Origin of the sequence: Streptosporangium pseudovulgare (assembly GCF_014648055.1) — a bacterium.
Taxonomy (GTDB): domain Bacteria; phylum Actinomycetota; class Actinomycetes; order Streptosporangiales; family Streptosporangiaceae; genus Streptosporangium; species Streptosporangium pseudovulgare.
Genome location: NZ_BMQJ01000001.1, coordinates 339,363 through 354,760, shown reverse-complemented (window position 1 = coordinate 354,760; position 15,398 = coordinate 339,363). Strand labels below are relative to the sequence as shown.

The following is a 15,398-nucleotide window of genomic DNA, read 5'->3' as shown; positions in this document are numbered from 1 at the left end:
TATGACGGCAGCTCGCGATCGATTTGTCCAAGATCGGGGTCTGACCAGGCGCATGGTCCTGACCATGTTCCTGCTCGGGCTGCTGTACGTCGTGTTCGTGAGCGTGCTGATCTCCCTGGGCGTCCGGGCGGTCGTGGTGCTGCTCATCGCGGGCGGCATCCTTCTGGTGCAGTTCTTCGCCTCCGACCGCATCGCCCTGTTCGCCATGCACGGGCGGGTGGTCGAACCGCGGGAGGCCCCCGCCCTGCACGCCCTGGTCGACCGCCTGTGCGCGCTGGCCGACATGCCGAAGCCGCGGGTGGCGATCGCCGATTCGGACGTCCCGAACGCGTTCGCCACCGGCCGTAACCAGCGCACCTCGGTGGTCTGCGTGACGACCGGCCTGATGCGCCGGCTGGACGAGCCGGAGCTGGAGGGCGTCCTCGCCCACGAGATGTCCCACGTGGCCCACCGGGACGTCGCCGTCATGACGATCGCCTCCTTCCTCGGGGTGGTCGCCGGGCTGATGACCCGGGTCGCCCTCTACAGCGGCCTGGGCGGGCGTGCCCGTGACGACCGGGGCGGCCCGCCGGTCGGGCTGATCATCCTGCTGGTGTCGGTCGTGGTGTACGCGGTGAGCTTCCTGCTGATCCGCGCCCTGTCGCGCTACCGCGAGCTGGCGGCCGACCGGGCCGGCGCGCTGCTGACCGGCCGCCCCTCGACGCTGGCGAGCGCGCTCACCAAGATCAGCGGGGACATGGCCCGCATCCCGACCCGCGACCTGCGCGAGGCCGAGCCGTTCAACGCCTTCTTCTTCGCCCCCGCGGTGTCGGGGCGCACGGCCATGGCCGCGCTGCTGGCCACCCACCCGCCGCTGGAGCGGCGGCTGGAGCAGCTCGCCAGGATCTCCGCCGACCTGGGCCGGGGGGTGTGACGCGGTGAAGCGGTGGTGGGACGCGATGCTGGGCCGTACCGAGCCGGCGCAGCCGGACCTGGACGCGCTGTTCGCGCTGCCGTCGGCGGCGGTGACGCTGCAGGCGGCGACCGGGCTGGCGCCGAGCGGGCACGGGTCGGTCTGTTTCCGCTCCGCCGAGGGTGAGGCGTTCAACCGGCTGCAGGAGGAGGTCGTGGACCTGCTCGCCGCCGGCAACGGCCCGGCGGTCGAGGAGACGCAGGACCCCTACGGCTACACCTGGCTGTTCATGCGCCATTCGCCCGACCGGCTCGGCGAGCTGGTCACCGACCTGCACGCGGTCAACTCCTCCCTGGAGTCGGCCGGGTTCGGCCCGTCCCTGCTGTGCTCGCTGGTCTGCTTCTCCGCCCCGACCGGCCGCGGCCTGGCGCTGGTCTATCTGTACAAGCGCGGCACCTTCTACCCGTTCGCCCCCCTGTCGGGGCAGCACCGCGACGGCGCACTGGAACTCCAGGTGCGCGCCGCGCTGGAGGACGAGCTGCCCGTCGAGCCCGACCTCGACCGCTGGTTCCCCCTCTGGGGCGCCCCGGGCCTTTAGCGGCGCCGCGGCGTGCCGGGTCTTCGGCGGCACGGCGTGCCGGGTCTTCAGCGGCCTCGTGGCGCGCCGGGGCTTCAGCGGCGCCGCGACGCGCCGGCCCGGCGGCGGGAACACGCCGTAATCTGCTCTTCAAGACATGACAGGGCGCGCGGGCGGCTCCCCGGCGGGCCCGCCGCCCCGTGGTGCCATGACCCCATGATCAAGATATCTCACGCCCTGGCCGCCGCCACGGCGGCGGCGGCGATCGCCACCGCGGGCATGTGCGGCACGGCCCTGGCCGGCGTCGATCCCGGCGCCGGCCCCGCCGTCGGAGCGGCGCGGGCGACGGCGGACGACTACCCGCCGAAGGTCACGGTCATGGGAGAGGGCGAGCTGCTCGTCACCCCTGACATCATGCGGCTCAACGCCGGCGTCGAGGTGCGCACCGACACGCCGGGACAGGCGTTCTCCCAGGCCCGCCAGGCCGCCGCCAGGCTGACCCAGGCGCTGCTCGACGCGGGCATCGCCCCCAAGGACCTGCGGACCACCGAGCTCTCCCTCGCCCCGGTGTACGACGACTACCCGAAGATCGCCGGATACCGGGCGGCGCAGGGCGTCGAGGTCGTGGTGCGCGACCTCGACAACGCCGACAAGGCGGTGGACACGGTCGTCTCCGTCGGGCCCGAGGCCCGGTTGAACGGCGTCTCCTTCGAGCTCTCCGACAACAACGCCGCGCTGCGGGCCGCCCGGGACCTGGCGTTCGCCGACGCCAAGGCCCGCGCCCAGCAGTACGCGAGGCTGGCCGGCGGCACGCTCGGCGACGTCCTGACGATCAGGGAGCAGGACGTCACGCCGCCGCGGCCCATCATGTTCGCCGCCGCGGGGATGGCCGACCGCAGCTCGATCAGCCCGGGCCAGCAGAACGTCTCGGTGCACGTCCAGGTGGTCTACTCGATGATGCTGTAGCCGCCCGCCCCCGGCCGCCGGGGAAGCGGCGGCCGGGACCGTCACGGCGGCGGCCGCGCCGGGCGCCGTCCCCGACGGCTCCCAGGCGGCCCCGGGGCCGTCAGGGCAGCGCGAGCATCCGGTCGAGGGCGACCTTCGCCCAGTGCGCGGTGTCGTCGTCGACCGTGATCTGGTTGACGACCTGCCCGGCGGCGAGGGACTCCAGCGCCCACACCAGGTGCGGCAGGTCGATCCGGTTCATCGTCGAGCAATAGCAGACGGTCCGGTCGAGGAAGGTGACGTTCTTGTCGGGGAACATCCGGGCGAGCCTCTTCACCAGGTTCAGCTCGGTGCCCACGGCCCAGGCGGAGCCCGCCGGCGCCCGCCGCAGCGTCTCGATGATGTGCTCGGTGGAGCCGATGTGGTCGGCCTTGGTGACCACCTCGTGGCGGCACTCGGGGTGGACCAGCACGTTGACGCCGGGGATGCGCTCCCGGACGTCGTCGACGCACCCCGCGCTGAAGCGGCCGTGCACCGAGCAGTGCCCCTTCCACAGGATCATCTTGGCGTTCTCCAGCTGCCCGGCGGTCAGCCCGCCGTTCGGCCGGTGCGGGTTGTAGACGACGCAGTCGTCCAGGGACAGGCCCATCTCCAGCACCGCGGTGTTGCGCCCCAGGTGCTGGTCGGGCAGGAACAGCACCTTCTCGCCGCGCGAGAAGGCCCAGTCGAGGGCGCGCCGGGCGTTGGAGGAGGTGCAGACGGCGCCGCCGTTGCGCCCGCAGAACGCCTTGATGTCGGCGCTGGAGTTCATGTAGGTGACCGGGACGGTGACGTCGGCGATCCCGGCGTCCTGCAGCGCCTCCCAGCACTCCTCGACCTGGTCGAAGGTGGCCATGTCGGCCATGGAGCAGCCGGCGGCGAGGTCGGGCAGGACGACCCTCTGCGCGTCGGAGGTGAGGATGTCGGCCGACTCGGCCATGAAGTGGACGCCGCAGAAGACGATGTACTCGGCGTCGGGCCGGGCGGCGGCTTCGCGGGCCAGCTTGAACGAGTCGCCGGTCACGTCGGCGAACTGGATGACCTCGTCGCGCTGGTAGTGGTGGCCCAGCACGAAGACCCGCTCGCCCAGCGCGGCCTTGGCCCGCCGGGCCCGCTCCACCAGCGCCGGGTCGGACGCGGGCGGCAGCTCGCCGGGGCAGTCGACACCGCGCTCGCTGTGCGGGTCGGTTCCCCGGCCGAGGACGAAGAGCGGAAGGCCGGTCTCGGTGGTCGTCACGACCACCACCCCCTTATCGTCGAAGTGACGACTAATGATGACACACGGCCGGGGGTTTTTGTTCCCGGGGGAGTCGATCGGGGTGAACGTCCTGATCGGGGCGGTCACGGTCGTCCGGCCGGGGGCCGCGCCGAGCCGGGGCCACGGCCGTACGGCCGGTCGCGCCGCGCCCGTACGGGCGGGGTCCGCACGGGCCGGCGGCCCCGGCCGGGGCGGGGCGGCGGCGGGAGACCGGAGCCCGCAGGAATGTGTAGGCCCGCGCAGGTGTTGGTAGCGTCTTAGTAGGACGTCAGAAACAGACAACCGTCCCGACCGGGCGGTTGACGCAGACGCGGGAGTCACCACATGTCGGTTGAGAGCAGCGAGACCACGGCGCAGGGCCTGATCCTCAGCGACGCCGCCGCCGCCAAGGTCAAGAGCCTGCTGGAGCAGCAGGGCGAGGAGGGGCTCCAGCTGCGCGTGGCCGTGCAGCCCGGCGGCTGCTCCGGCCTGCGCTACCAGCTCTTCTTCGACGACCGTTCGATGGACGGCGACATCGTCTCCGACTTCGGCGGGGTCAGCGTGGTCACCGACCGGATGAGCGCCCCCTACCTCACGGGCGCGACGATCGACTTCGTCGACACGATCGAGAAGCAGGGCTTCACGATCGACAACCCCAACGCCACGGGCTCGTGCGCCTGCGGCGACTCTTTCAACTAGTCGCAATACGATGGCCCCGCCGGGTGAGCTGACTCACCCGGCGGGGCCGTCGTGTGTCCGCACGCCTGCAACCGCCCCCCGACCATCTTCCAGATGCCGACAACGAGGAGAAGAACCCCGTGCGCATCGCCGTCACCGGTTCCATCGCGACCGACCACCTGATGACCTTCCCGGGGCGCTTCAGCGACCAGCTGATCGCCGGCCAGCTCGATCGGGTGTCCCTGTCGTTCCTCGTGGACGACCTGCAGATCCGCCGTGGCGGCTGCGCGGCCAACATCGCCTTCGGCATGGGGTGCCTCGGTCTGCGGCCCGTCCTCGTCGGCGCGGTCGGCGCCGACTTCGCCGACTACCGGTCCTGGCTGGAGCGGCACGGCGTCGACTGCGACTCCGTGCACACCTCCGAGCTGCACCACACGGCCCGGTTCCTGTGCACCACCGACGACGACCACAACCAGATCGCCTCCTTCTACACCGGCGCGATGGCCGAGGCGCGGCTGATCGAGCTCGGCCCGATCGCCGAGCGGCTCGGCGGCCTCGACCTGGTGCTGGTCGGCCCGAACGACCCCGACGCGATGCTGCGGCACACCGAGGAGGCCCGCCGGCGCGGCATCCCCTTCGCCGCCGACTTCTCCCAGCAGATCGCCCGCATGTCCGGTGACGACATCCGCCCGCTGCTGGACGGCGCCGCCTACCTGTTCAGCAACGACTACGAGAAGGGCATGATCGAGCAGAAGACCGGGCTGTCCGCCGAGGAGGTGCTCGACCGCGTCGAGGTCCGCGTCACCACGCTCGGCCCCAAGGGCGTCGCGATCGAGCGCAGGGGCGAGCCGATCCTGCGTGTCCCGGCCGTCCCCGAGCTGGGCAAGGCCGACCCCACCGGCGTCGGCGACGGTTTCCGCGCCGGGTTCCTGGCCGGCCTGGCCTGGGGCCTGTCCCTGGAGCGCTGCGGCCAGCTCGGCAACCTCACCGCCACCCACGTCCTGGAGCACGTCGGCGGGCAGGAGTACCGCCTCGGCCAGCGGGTCTTCCTCGACCGCTTCGCCGCCGCCTACGGCTCGGAGGCCGCCGACGAGATCTCCCGCCACGTGCGCTGCCAGCACCCCTAGAACCCGCTCCGCGGATCGCCCCGCGGCGGGCGGGGCGACCCGCGAACGGAACCCGGCGGCCTCGGCCGTCCGGTCCGTCCGGGCGCGGCGTCACCGCGCTTCCGCGGCGGCCGGGGCGCCGCCGTGCCCGCCGTACGGCACGGCGGGCCCCGGCGGCGGGCGGCCCGTCCCGGGCCCGGCGGCCTCAGTAGTTGCGCCGCACGTGGATGGCCCAGCCGCCCGAGGGGAGCTCGTGGCTGGCCACGTGGTGGTGCGACTTGAGCCGGCACCAGGCCGGGATGTCGGTGAACGCCGCGGGATCGTCGGCGAGGACCGACACGATCGCCTCACGCGGGACGTCGTTGATCTGCTGGGCGAGCATGATGATCGGGATCGGGCACTTCTTGCCCAGCGCGTCGATGGTCAGCGCCGGGGGCTGCCCGGCCCCCTCCGCGGTCGTCTGGCCGGCCGTCATGTCACTTCACTCCCCGAAGAATGGTCCGTCACGGCTGCATTCCCGCGTCCTCGCGGATCCTCTTCACCACGTCCGGCAGGACGGCGAGGAAACGGTCGACGTCCGCCGCGGAGGCTCCCCGGGGCAGCGACACCCGGAGGTTCCCGTGTGTCAGCACCCCCATGGCCTCCAGAACATGCGACGGGCGAAGCGTGCTCGCCGTACACGAACTGCCGGACGACACGGCGAACCCCGCCCTATCCAACTCTGTCAACAGGGCCTCACCGTCCACGTAAAGACACGAAAAGGTGACAATGTGCGGGGCGCGGGCCACGGGGTCGCCGATGACCTCGACGTCCGGAACGGTCCTCCGCACCTCGCTCCTGATCCGGTCCACGAGAGCGGAGAGGCGGGCCGACTCCCGGGCCGCGTCGGCGGCGACGGCCCGCAGCGCGACGGCCGCGGCGATGATCGCCGGCACGTTCTCGAAGCCCGGGACCCGTCGCCGCTCCCGGTCGTCCTCCGGCAGCGGGGAACGCCACCGGACGCCCTTGCGGACCGCCAGCACCCCGACCCCGGCCGGACCGCCCCACTTGTGCGCGCTCGCGGCCAGCACCGACCAGCCGGCGGGCACCGGCGCCCGGCCGACGGTCTGCGCGGCGTCCACCAGCAGCGGCACGCCCGCCTCGGCGCACGCGGCCGCCGCCTCGGCCACCGGCTGCAGGGTCCCCACCTCGTGGTTGGCGCTCTGCAGGCAGGCCAGGGCGGTGTCCCCGGCGCCGACGGCCGCGCCGAAGGCGGCCGGGTCGACCGCGCCGGCCCGGTTCACGCCGACCGTCTCGACCGTGCCGCCGTCACGCTCGTGCAGCGCGGCGGCGTGCAGCACCGCGGAGTGCTCGACCGCGGAGACCACCAGGCGGCGGCCCGCCCGGCGGCGGCCCAGGAGCGCGCCGAGCACGCCCAGGTGCGCCGCCTGGGTGCCGGAGGCGGTGAAGGAGACCTCGTCGGGCCGGGCGCCGATCACCTCGGCGACCTCGGCACGCGCCTGTTCCAGTAACATCCTTGCGCGGCGGGCGGGACCGTACAGCCGAGCCGGGTCGGCCCAGCCGGCGTCGAGCGCCTCGATCAGCGCCTCGCGCGCCTGGGGATGCAGCGGTTCGGTGGAGGCCGCGTCGAAGTACGCCATTCCCCCATCGTCGCACCGCGTGGTGGAACCGGGGGCTGCGCGGGGGGGCGAGGCGGGTCCGCGCTAGTGTGTCCTCCAGCGTAAAGCTGTGAACTACGAGTTGTTAATACGAACAAACGACCGCCCAGAAGTGACTTCTGGGCTTCATCTGTGGGGTAGGCGATCCGTGAGTCCGACCCGCCGTTCTGCACGGCGTCCGTTGGCCCGCCGCCGGGTGCCACGCGCTGCCGCTCTGGCGCTGCTGCTGGTGTCCGCGACGGCGTGCAGTGCCGATGAGTGGAAGCGCGCCGGCATGCCCGTCGGCATCACCAAGCAGGCCGAGACGGTCCAGAGTCTGTGGAACGGATCCTGGATCGCCGCTCTCGCCACCGGTGTGGTCGTGTGGGGCCTGATCCTGTGGTCCGTGGCCTTCCACCGTAAGAGGAAGAACTCGAAGGAGGAGCTGCCTCCCCAGGTCCGCTACAACCTCCCGATCGAGATCCTCTACACGGTGGTGCCGATCATCATGGTCGGCGTGTTCTTCTACTTCACCGCCCGGGACGAGACCTACATCGACAAGATGTCCGGCAAGCCGGACGTGAAGGTGAAGGTCGAGGCGTTCCAGTGGAGCTGGCGCTTCACGACCGACTACAACGGCAAGCAGGTGCAGGTCGTCGGCCGGCCGGTCAGCGACTACACCGCCGGCCCCCAGCTGGTGCTCCCGGTCGACAGGAAGGTCGAGTTCGAGCTGCAGTCGCCGGACGTCATCCACTCCTTCTGGGTGCCGGCCTTCCACTTCAAGCGTGACGTGATCCCGGGCGTGGTGAACAGGTTCGAGGTCGACACGCTCAACAAGCCCGCCGTCTACGCCGGCCGATGCGCCGAGCTGTGCGGCGTGGACCACAGTCGCATGCTGTTCTCGGTGAAGCTCGTCCCCCAGGCCGAGTTCGACCAGTACGTCGCTAGTCAGGCGGGTGCCCAGTGACCGCACTTAACGAACCCCTCACCTCCATCCCGGTGCCGGACCGCAAGGGCTCCGTCATCGCGAAGTGGCTGTCCTCCACCGATCACAAGATCATTGGGCACCTCTACCTCATCACTTCGTTCGCGTTCTTCCTGATCGGCGGCGTGATGGCGCTGATCATGCGGGCGGAGCTGGCCCAGCCGGGCCTGCAGGTGACCACCAACGAGCAGTTCAACCAGCTGTTCACCATGCACGGCACGGTGATGCTGCTCATGTTCGCCACGCCGCTGTTCGCCGGCTTCGCCAACGAGCTGATGCCGCTGCAGATCGGCGCGCCGGACGTGGCCTTCCCCCGGCTGAACATGGTGAGCTACTGGCTGTTCACCTTCGGCAGCCTCATCGCCCTGTCGGGCTTCCTCACCCCGGGCGGCGCCGCCGACTTCGGCTGGTTCGCCTACACCCCGCTGTCGAACGCGATCAGCTCGCCCGGCGTCGGCGGCGACCTGTGGATCTGCGGCCTGGTCATCTCCGGTCTGGGCACGATCCTCGGCGCGGTGAACTTCATCACCACGATCGTCACCATGCGCGCCCCCGGCATGACCATGTTCCGCATGCCGCTGTTCACCTGGAACGTCCTGCTCACCTCGATCCTGGTGCTGATGGCCTTCCCGGTGCTCGCCGCCGCCCTGCTGGCCCTGGAGGCCGACCGCAAGCTCGGCGCACAGATCTTCGCCACCGAGACCGGCGGGCCGATCCTGTGGCAGCACCTGTTCTGGTTCTTCGGCCATCCCGAGGTGTACATCATCGCGCTGCCGTTCTTCGGCATCGTGACCGAGGTCATCCCGGTCTTCAGCCGCAAGCCGCTGTTCGGCTACATCAGCCTGGTCGGCGCGACCATCGTCATCGCCGGTCTGTCGATCACCGTGTGGGCGCACCACATGTTCCCCACCGGCCAGGTGCTGCTGCCGTTCTTCTCGTTCATGACGTTCCTCATCGCGGTCCCGACCGGGGTGAAGTTCTTCAACTGGATCGGCACCATGTGGCGGGGCCACCTGTCGTTCGAGTCGCCGATGCTGTTCGCCATCGGCTTCCTGGTCACCTTCCTCTTCGGTGGTCTGACCGGTGTCATCCTCGCCTCGCCGCCGCTGGACTTCCAGGTGTCGGACTCCTACTTCGTGGTGGCGCACTTCCACTACGTCGTCTTCGGCACCGTGGTGTTCGCGATGTTCTCCGGCTTCTACTTCTGGTGGCCGAAGTTCACCGGCAAGATGCTGGACGACCGGCTGGGCAAGTGGCACTTCTGGACGCTGTTCATCGGCTTCCACACCACCTTCCTGGTGCAGCACTGGCTGGGTGCCGAGGGCTTCCCGCGCCGCTACGCCGACTACAGCCCGATCGACGGCTTCACCGACCTGAACATGATCTCCTCGGTCGGCGCCTTCATCCTCGGCGCCTCCACGCTGCCGTTCCTCTACAACGTCTGGAAGACGGCCAAGTACGCGCCGAAGGTCACGGTGGACGACCCGTGGGGTTACTGCAACTCCCTGGAGTGGGCGACCTCCTGCCCGCCGCCGCGGCACAACTTCACCTCGCTGCCGCGCATCCGCTCCGAGCGTCCGGCATTCGACCTCAAGTACCCGTACGTGACCGCTCCGCGTGAGCTGGAGGACGCCCGATGAAGGTTCAGGGCTGGTTGTTCATCCTCTGCGGCGTCTTCTTCGCCGCGGTGGACGTCGTCTACTGGTACTGGTCCAAGGAGCCGGTCGGCACGACGGCGATGGCCATCTCGGTGGGCTTCGCCTTCATGATCGGCTACTACCTGATGTACACCGCCCGCCGCATCGGTGACCAGCCCGAGGACGACAAGCAGGGTGAGATCGCCGACGGCGCCGGAGAACTCGGCTTCTTCAGCCCGCACAGCTGGTGGCCGCTGTTCGTCTGCCTGGCCGTCGCGCTCACCGCGGTCGGCCTGGTCATCGGCTGGTGGCTGTTCATGATCGGCGTCTTCGCGGTCATCATGAGCATGATCGGCTTCGTCTTCGAGTACTACCGGGGGCACTTCTCCCACTGACCGGCCTCGCCGGTCCCCGACCCCGCGGGACCCGGCCTCCGCGGACCCCCGCCACAGCGGGGGCCCGCGGAGGCAGGACCCGGAAGCGGGCCACGGAAAGTTTCCGTGGTCCGCTTTTTGGCGTTTGTTAGCTGCACAAGACGGATGTCCTCCGTAGTGATCCCCTTACTCCGGGTAATAACTGAATTAGTGGTTCAGTACCGGGACAGGGAGTTCATGTGCGGCAGGCGATCCGTGGTCCGATATGGGGGGTGAGCCTGCTGGCCCTGGCGCTGGCGGCCTCCTCCTGCTCGGAGACCACCTCCACCCGGACGGCGGGCACGCCGGGCGCCACGCCGCGCGCCGACGCCGCCGTCGCCGTGACCCCTCTCAACGGGGCCGTCAACGTGCCGACCGACGCGACCATCCTGGTCTCCGCGCGCGGCGGCACCCTGAAGGACGTCACCGTCACGGGCCGGAAGGGCCCCCTGCGGGGCGCGCTGAGCGCCGACGGCACCCGCTGGCACAGCTGGGGCACGATCCCGCCGGGGGCCTCCTACCGGGTCACGGTGACCGCGGTGAACCCCGACGGGAAGCTCACCCAGACCACCAGCTCCTTCTCGACGGTCAAGCCCCAGGAGGCCTTCTCGATCGAGAGCGTCCAGCCGAACAAGAACGACACCGGGCTGACCGTCGGCGTCGGCATGCCGATCATGCTCACCTTCGACAAGCCGATCACCGACCGCGTCTCGGTCGAGCGGAACCTGGTGGTCACCGCGTCCAAGCCGGTCTCCGGCGCCTGGCACTGGTTCGACGACAAGACCGTCCACTTCCGCCCCAAGACCTTCTGGCCGGCCCACACCAAGGTCAGGCTGGAGGCCCGCCTCGCCGGGGTTCGCGGCGGCAAGGGCCTGTACGGCAAGCGGAACCTCACGCTGGACTTCAAGATCGGCCGCTCGCAGATCACCCGGGGCAGCACCGACACCCACTACCTGACCGTCAGACGCGACGGCAGGAAGGTGCGGGTGATGCCGATGAGCGCCGGCCAGGGCGGCGTGTGGAAGTACTACACGACCAACGGCATCCACCTGGCCATGTCGCGGGAGAACGTCACGGTCATGACCTCGCCCGGGATCGGCCCCGGCGAGTCGGGCTACTACCAGATGACCGTCTACGACACGGTGCGGATCTCCAACAGCGGCGAGTACGTCCACGCCGCGCCCTGGTCGGTCGGCTCGCAGGGCAACTCCAACGTCAGCCACGGCTGCGTCAACGTCAGCCCGGCGGACGCCAAGTGGTTCCTCGACAACACGCTGATCGGCGACCCGATCATCATCACCGGCTCGCCGCGCCCGCTGGAGCCCACCAACGGCTGGGGGCAGTGGCAGGAGAACTGGAAGGAATGGCTGAAGTGGAGCAGCACCAAGCACTTCGTCACCGAGGAGCTGTGACCGTCTGCCGGACGCCCTGAGCGGGCCGTACGGGCGACCGCCGCCCCACTCCCGGGAGAACGGCCGGTGAGCCCGTACGGACGTCCTGGGTGGCCCTGAGGGGGCTCGCCCCGATCGAGGGGCCGACGAGCCCGTACGGACGTACCGGGCGGCCGTGAGGACGCCGGGGTCCGGGACCCCCGCGGAAGAGCCCTGAGAGGCCGTGCGGAGACGGAGAAGGGCCCGGACACCGTGGCGGTGTCCGGGCCCTTCTGCCGTGGCGGATCAGCGGTGGGTCAGTGGGTGAGGGACCTGTCCTCGCCCGACCCGATCGCGGCGTGCTCCTCGCCGTGGCCGTGGCCGTCGTCCAGCGGGATCTTCTCACCGCCGTAGGCCCGGCTCATCTTGACGCGGAGCCTGCCGAGCGGGCCGCGCAACTGCTTGGGCGGCACGCCGTTGCGCTCGCCGTCACCGTCGCCGTCGGCGCCGGGGAGCATCGGGACCGGCGCCTTGCCGCGCATGTGGGCCTCGATGCCCGGGTTCGGCGGGACGTGGACCTCGATGTACTCACCGGTGGGCAGGCGCTTGATGACGCCCGACTCCACGCCGTGCCCGATGACCGCGGCGTCGCTGCGCTGCAGGCCGAGGCAGATCCGGTAGGTGATGTAGTAGGCGATCGCCGGGCCGAGGAAGACCAGCACCCGGCCGACGTAGGTGGTCGCGTTCAGCGAGATGTGGAAGAACGAGGCCAGCTCGTCGTTGGCGCCCAGCAGCCACAGGACGCCGTAGAAGGTGACCGCCGCCATGCCGATCGAGGTGCGGTGCGGGTTGTTGCGGGGACGGTCGGCGATGTGGTGCTCGCGCCGGTCGCCGGTGACCCACTGCTCGATGAACGGGTACAGCGCCAGGCCCGTCATGATGATCCCCATCGGGACCAGCGCCGGGATCAGCACGCTCATCGGCAGGGTGAAGCCGGCGATGTTGATCTCCCACGCGGGCATCAGGCGGAGCGAGCCCTCCAGGAAGCCCATGTAGAAGTCGGGCTGCGAGCCGGCCGAGATGTCCGCCGGGGTGTAGGGGCCGAACAACCAGATCGGGTTGATCTGGGCGAAGGCGCCCAGCAGCGCGATGACACCGAAGGTGAACATGGTGTAGGCGCCGGCCTTGACCATGAAGGCGGGGTAGAACGGGGCACCGACGACGTTCTCGTTCGTCCGGCCCTTGCCCGGCATCTGGGTGTGCTTCTGCACCCACATCAGGATCAGGTGGGCGGTGATGAGCGCCAGGAGGATGCCCGGGATGAGCAGGATGTGCAGCGAGTAGAACCGGGAGATCACGTCCTCGCCGGGGTACTCGCCACCGAAGAGGAAGAACGTGATCCAGGTGCCGACCAGCGGCAGCGAGATCGCCACACCCTCGGTGATCCGCAGACCGGCGCCGGAGAGCAGGTCGTCGGGGAGGGAGTAGCCGGTCAGGCCCTCGAACAGGGCCAGCGTCAGCAGCAGGACGCCGATCAGCCAGTTCAGCTCGCGCGGCTTGCGGTACGCACCGGTGAAGAACACGCGGAGCGAGTGCACCATCATGCCGCCGATGAACAGCAGGGCCGCCCAGTGGTGCATCTGCCGCATCAGCAGGCCGCCGCGCACGTCGAAGCTGATGTGCAGCGACGAGGCGTACGCCTCGGACATCATGATGCCCTGGAGCGGCTCGTAGGAGCCCTCGTAGGGGACCTCGCCCATGCTGGGCTTGAAGAAGAACGTCAGGAACGTGCCGGTCAGCAGCAGGACGATGAACGAGTAGAGGGCGATCTCACCCAGCAGGAAGGACCAGTGGTCGGGGAAGATCTTCCTCAGGTTGCGCTTGAGGAAGTTTCCGGCCCCCAGGCGGTCGTCGAGGAAGGAACTCGTTCCCGCGATGGGCTTCGGAACGGTCGTGATGCTCACGCGTGGCCTCCGTTCTCACGGACCGTCGCCTCGGCGTCCCCGCGCTCCCAGAAGCTGGGACCGGGCGGGACGGCGAAGTCCGCCGTGGCGACGAGGAAGCCCTCCTCGTCGACGGCGATGGGGAGCTGGGGCAGAGGCCGGGCGGCCGGGCCGAAGATCACCTTGGCGCCGTCGGCGGCGTCGAAGGTGGACTGGTGGCACGGGCACAGGATGTGGTGCGTGGTCTGCTCGTACAGGGCCGCGGGGCAGCCGACGTGCGTGCAGATCTTCGAGTACGCCACGATGCCGTCGTGCGTCCAGTTCAGGTTCGTGCCGGACTTGAGCTCCTCCGGCCGGAACTTGAGCAGGATCAGCGTGGCCTTGGCCAGCGCGTTCAGGTCGTGCTCGTACCCTTCGGGCACCACGGAGAGGATGCCGCCGGGGGAGTTGAAGTCCGCCGCGCGGATCGGCGCGCCGGTGCCCTCGACGACGAGCCTGCGCGGCTTGCCGTTCTTGGTCTTCTCGCCCCAGACGGTGTGCCGGAGCTTCTCGGGGAAGTCGCTGTAGCGGGGGCCGAGGTCGCGCAGGACGACCAGCGGCACCAGGCCCAGCGGGGCCGCGGCGAGCAGCAGCGTACGGCGCAGCAGCGGCCGCTTGACGAAGCCGCTCTCGTCGACGCCGTGCTTGAACGTCTCGGTGACGTACTCGCGGGTCTGGCCGTCGGAGGCCATGGTGTGGCGCTCCTGGACCATGTTGTACTTCGGCATGACCAGGCGGACCCAGACCACCATGCCGGCGGCCATGGACAGCAGCGCGAGGGCGAGCGAGCCGCCCAGGGCCACGTTGGAGGTGCGCGCGGAGTCGATGTCCCCGACCTGGAAGACCACGTAGGAGACGATGAAGGCGATGCCCCCGAGCAGGGTCAGCAGGAAGCAGAAAGCGGCGATCCGCTCGCCCTTCCTCGCGGTCTCCTCGCTCTGCGGGACGACCCCGGGGACACCCCGGTCCCCGGGGCGCTCGTCGCCGCCGAGCACGGACGTGCCCGTGGCGGGTGAGGGAGTGCCGATCACGCGCTTGGGGACGCGGCCCTCGGGCTGTTCGATGTCGTGGTTGTTGTCAGTCATTTGGCCTGTCGCTTCTTCGCGGTGATCCAGATGGCGGCCAGGACGAGCAGGCTGAGACCGACGATCCAGGCCGTCAGACCCTCGGTGACCGGGCCGATGCGGCCGAGGCCCGCGCCGCCGGGGTCGACCTGGCTGCGGACGCCCGTGATGTAGGCGATCATGTCCCGCTTCTGCTCGGGCGTGATGATGCTGTCGTTGAACACCGGCATGGCCTGCGGGCCGGTGATCATGGCCTCGTAGATCTGCGTCGGGGTGGACTCCGACAGGTTCGGGGCGTACTTGCCCCGGGTCAGAGCGCCGCCGGCGCCGACGAAGTTGTGGCACTGGATGCAGTTCGCCCGGAACAGCTCGCCGCCCTTGGCCTGGTCGCCCTTGGCCGGGTCGACCTGCTCGGGCGCGGGGACGGTGGGGCCGCCGCCCAGCGACTCGACGTAGGCCGAGAGCTGGCGGATGGTCGTCTCGTTGACCCACGGGGGCGGCGGCTTGCGCGGCGCCTGGGCCTCGGGCCTGGCCAGCGGCATGCGGCCGCTGCTGACCTGGAAGTCGACGGCCGCGGCGCCGACGCCGACCAGCGACGGGGCCACGTTGCTGCCCTCGGCGTTGAGGCCGTGGCAGCTGGCGCAGCTCTGCTGGAAGAGCTTCTTGCCCTCGGCTACGTCGTCGGCCCGGCCCGCCGCGATGGAGGCGTCGGCGCGCCCCGTCGTCGAGGCCACGAAGGTGTAGAGACCTCCGAGCAGCCCGAGAGCCAGAAGCAGGACGGCGTATCTCGCGAGGGGATGCCGCCGTCCAGCGGTGATCCTAGTCACAGAGATCCC

The 15,398-nt window shown here is 70.3% G+C and carries 15 protein-coding genes; 9 read left to right on the top strand and 6 right to left on the bottom strand.

The window, feature by feature from the left end:
- Nucleotide 1: 1 nt before the first annotated feature.
- The 3 genes from htpX to IEZ10_RS01430 all read left to right on the top strand — a co-directional run bounded on the left by htpX (nucleotide 2) and on the right by IEZ10_RS01430 (nucleotide 2,435).
- Nucleotides 2-913, top strand: a complete 912-nt coding sequence (htpX, locus tag IEZ10_RS01440) for a zinc metalloprotease HtpX (RefSeq protein ID WP_189244597.1) — start codon at nucleotides 2-4, stop codon at nucleotides 911-913.
- A 4-nt stretch (nucleotides 914-917) separates the two neighbouring features.
- On the top strand, nucleotides 918-1,490 hold the full coding sequence (gene pspAB, locus IEZ10_RS01435) for a PspA-associated protein PspAB (protein WP_373287364.1): 573 nt from the start codon (nucleotides 918-920) through the stop codon (nucleotides 1,488-1,490).
- Between the two features lie 195 nt (nucleotides 1,491-1,685).
- Nucleotides 1,686-2,435 carry an SIMPL domain-containing protein gene (locus IEZ10_RS01430; RefSeq protein WP_189244596.1) on the top strand — a complete coding sequence of 250 codons (750 nt, stop codon included), beginning with the start codon at nucleotides 1,686-1,688 and terminating at the stop codon, nucleotides 2,433-2,435.
- 100 nt (nucleotides 2,436-2,535) lie between these two features.
- Here IEZ10_RS01430 and nadA read toward each other — a convergent pair whose 3' ends face one another.
- A complete protein-coding gene (gene nadA / locus IEZ10_RS01425) occupies nucleotides 2,536-3,690 on the bottom strand; it encodes a quinolinate synthase NadA (RefSeq protein ID WP_189244595.1) in 1,155 nt (384 codons plus the stop codon).
- 345 nt (nucleotides 3,691-4,035) lie between these two features.
- On the opposite strand from nadA, the gene IEZ10_RS01420 reads away from it, so the two are divergent.
- Together IEZ10_RS01420 and IEZ10_RS01415 are read left to right on the top strand one after the other, a co-directional pair.
- Entirely contained in the window at nucleotides 4,036-4,389 is a 354-nt protein-coding gene (locus IEZ10_RS01420) for a HesB/IscA family protein (protein ID WP_189244594.1), read from the top strand.
- A gap of 119 nt (nucleotides 4,390-4,508) precedes the next feature.
- Nucleotides 4,509-5,495, top strand: coding sequence for a carbohydrate kinase family protein (locus IEZ10_RS01415; protein WP_189244593.1), 987 nt, complete (start codon nucleotides 4,509-4,511; stop codon nucleotides 5,493-5,495).
- 184 nt (nucleotides 5,496-5,679) lie between these two features.
- Here IEZ10_RS01415 and IEZ10_RS01410 read toward each other — a convergent pair whose 3' ends face one another.
- The gene (locus IEZ10_RS01410; RefSeq protein ID WP_179818560.1) at nucleotides 5,680-5,949 is read right to left on the bottom strand and encodes a sulfurtransferase TusA family protein; all 270 of its coding nucleotides are present in this window, start codon (nucleotides 5,947-5,949) and stop codon (nucleotides 5,680-5,682) included.
- Between the two features lie 28 nt (nucleotides 5,950-5,977).
- Nucleotides 5,978-7,114, bottom strand: a complete 1,137-nt coding sequence (locus IEZ10_RS01405; protein ID WP_189244592.1) for a cysteine desulfurase family protein — start codon at nucleotides 7,112-7,114, stop codon at nucleotides 5,978-5,980.
- Nucleotides 7,115-7,328: 214 nt separating this feature from the next.
- On the opposite strand from IEZ10_RS01405, the gene ctaC reads away from it, so the two are divergent.
- The 4 genes from ctaC to IEZ10_RS01385 all read left to right on the top strand — a co-directional run bounded on the left by ctaC (nucleotide 7,329) and on the right by IEZ10_RS01385 (nucleotide 11,558).
- A complete protein-coding gene (gene ctaC / locus IEZ10_RS01400; RefSeq protein WP_229810831.1) occupies nucleotides 7,329-8,078 on the top strand; it encodes an aa3-type cytochrome oxidase subunit II in 750 nt (249 codons plus the stop codon).
- Entirely contained in the window at nucleotides 8,075-9,736 is a 1,662-nt protein-coding gene (gene ctaD / locus IEZ10_RS01395; RefSeq protein ID WP_189244590.1) for an aa3-type cytochrome oxidase subunit I, read from the top strand. The genes ctaC and ctaD overlap by 4 nt, the downstream gene beginning before the upstream one ends.
- The gene (locus IEZ10_RS01390; protein ID WP_189244589.1) at nucleotides 9,733-10,128 is read left to right on the top strand and encodes a cytochrome c oxidase subunit 4; all 396 of its coding nucleotides are present in this window, start codon (nucleotides 9,733-9,735) and stop codon (nucleotides 10,126-10,128) included. Before ctaD ends, IEZ10_RS01390 begins: the two co-directional genes overlap by 4 nt.
- Nucleotides 10,129-10,379: 251 nt before the next feature.
- On the top strand, nucleotides 10,380-11,558 hold the full coding sequence (locus IEZ10_RS01385; protein ID WP_229810830.1) for a L,D-transpeptidase: 1,179 nt from the start codon (nucleotides 10,380-10,382) through the stop codon (nucleotides 11,556-11,558).
- Nucleotides 11,559-11,833: 275 nt separating this feature from the next.
- Here IEZ10_RS01385 and qcrB read toward each other — a convergent pair whose 3' ends face one another.
- Genes qcrB through qcrC form a run of 3 tightly spaced genes read right to left on the bottom strand, consistent with a single transcriptional unit; the run spans nucleotide 11,834 to nucleotide 15,389 of the window.
- The gene (gene qcrB / locus IEZ10_RS01380) at nucleotides 11,834-13,480 is read right to left on the bottom strand and encodes a cytochrome bc1 complex cytochrome b subunit (protein WP_189244587.1); all 1,647 of its coding nucleotides are present in this window, start codon (nucleotides 13,478-13,480) and stop codon (nucleotides 11,834-11,836) included.
- Nucleotides 13,477-14,583 (bottom strand): cytochrome bc1 complex Rieske iron-sulfur subunit, encoded by a 1,107-nt coding sequence (qcrA, locus tag IEZ10_RS01375; RefSeq protein ID WP_189244586.1) that lies wholly within the window; start codon nucleotides 14,581-14,583, stop codon nucleotides 13,477-13,479. The genes qcrB and qcrA overlap by 4 nt, the downstream gene beginning before the upstream one ends.
- On the bottom strand, nucleotides 14,580-15,389 hold the full coding sequence (qcrC, locus tag IEZ10_RS01370; protein WP_189244585.1) for a cytochrome bc1 complex diheme cytochrome c subunit: 810 nt from the start codon (nucleotides 15,387-15,389) through the stop codon (nucleotides 14,580-14,582). The genes qcrA and qcrC overlap by 4 nt, the downstream gene beginning before the upstream one ends.
- Between the last annotated feature and the right edge of the window lie 9 nt (nucleotides 15,390-15,398).

Excerpts from the sequence above, each read along its gene's own strand:
- htpX (WP_189244597.1), top strand. The coding sequence starts at position 2 with ATGACGGCAGCTCGCGATCGATTTGTCCAAGATCGGGGTCTGACCAGG.
- IEZ10_RS01430 (WP_189244596.1), top strand. The coding sequence starts at position 1,686 with ATGATCAAGATATCTCACGCCCTGGCCGCCGCCACGGCGGCGGCGGCG.
- IEZ10_RS01420 (WP_189244594.1), top strand. The coding sequence starts at position 4,036 with ATGTCGGTTGAGAGCAGCGAGACCACGGCGCAGGGCCTGATCCTCAGC.
- IEZ10_RS01410 (WP_179818560.1), bottom strand. The coding sequence starts at position 5,949 with ATGACGGCCGGCCAGACGACCGCGGAGGGGGCCGGGCAGCCCCCGGCG.
- IEZ10_RS01405 (WP_189244592.1), bottom strand. The coding sequence starts at position 7,114 with ATGGCGTACTTCGACGCGGCCTCCACCGAACCGCTGCATCCCCAGGCG.
- IEZ10_RS01390 (WP_189244589.1), top strand. The coding sequence starts at position 9,733 with ATGAAGGTTCAGGGCTGGTTGTTCATCCTCTGCGGCGTCTTCTTCGCC.
- qcrA (WP_189244586.1), bottom strand. The coding sequence starts at position 14,583 with ATGACTGACAACAACCACGACATCGAACAGCCCGAGGGCCGCGTCCCC.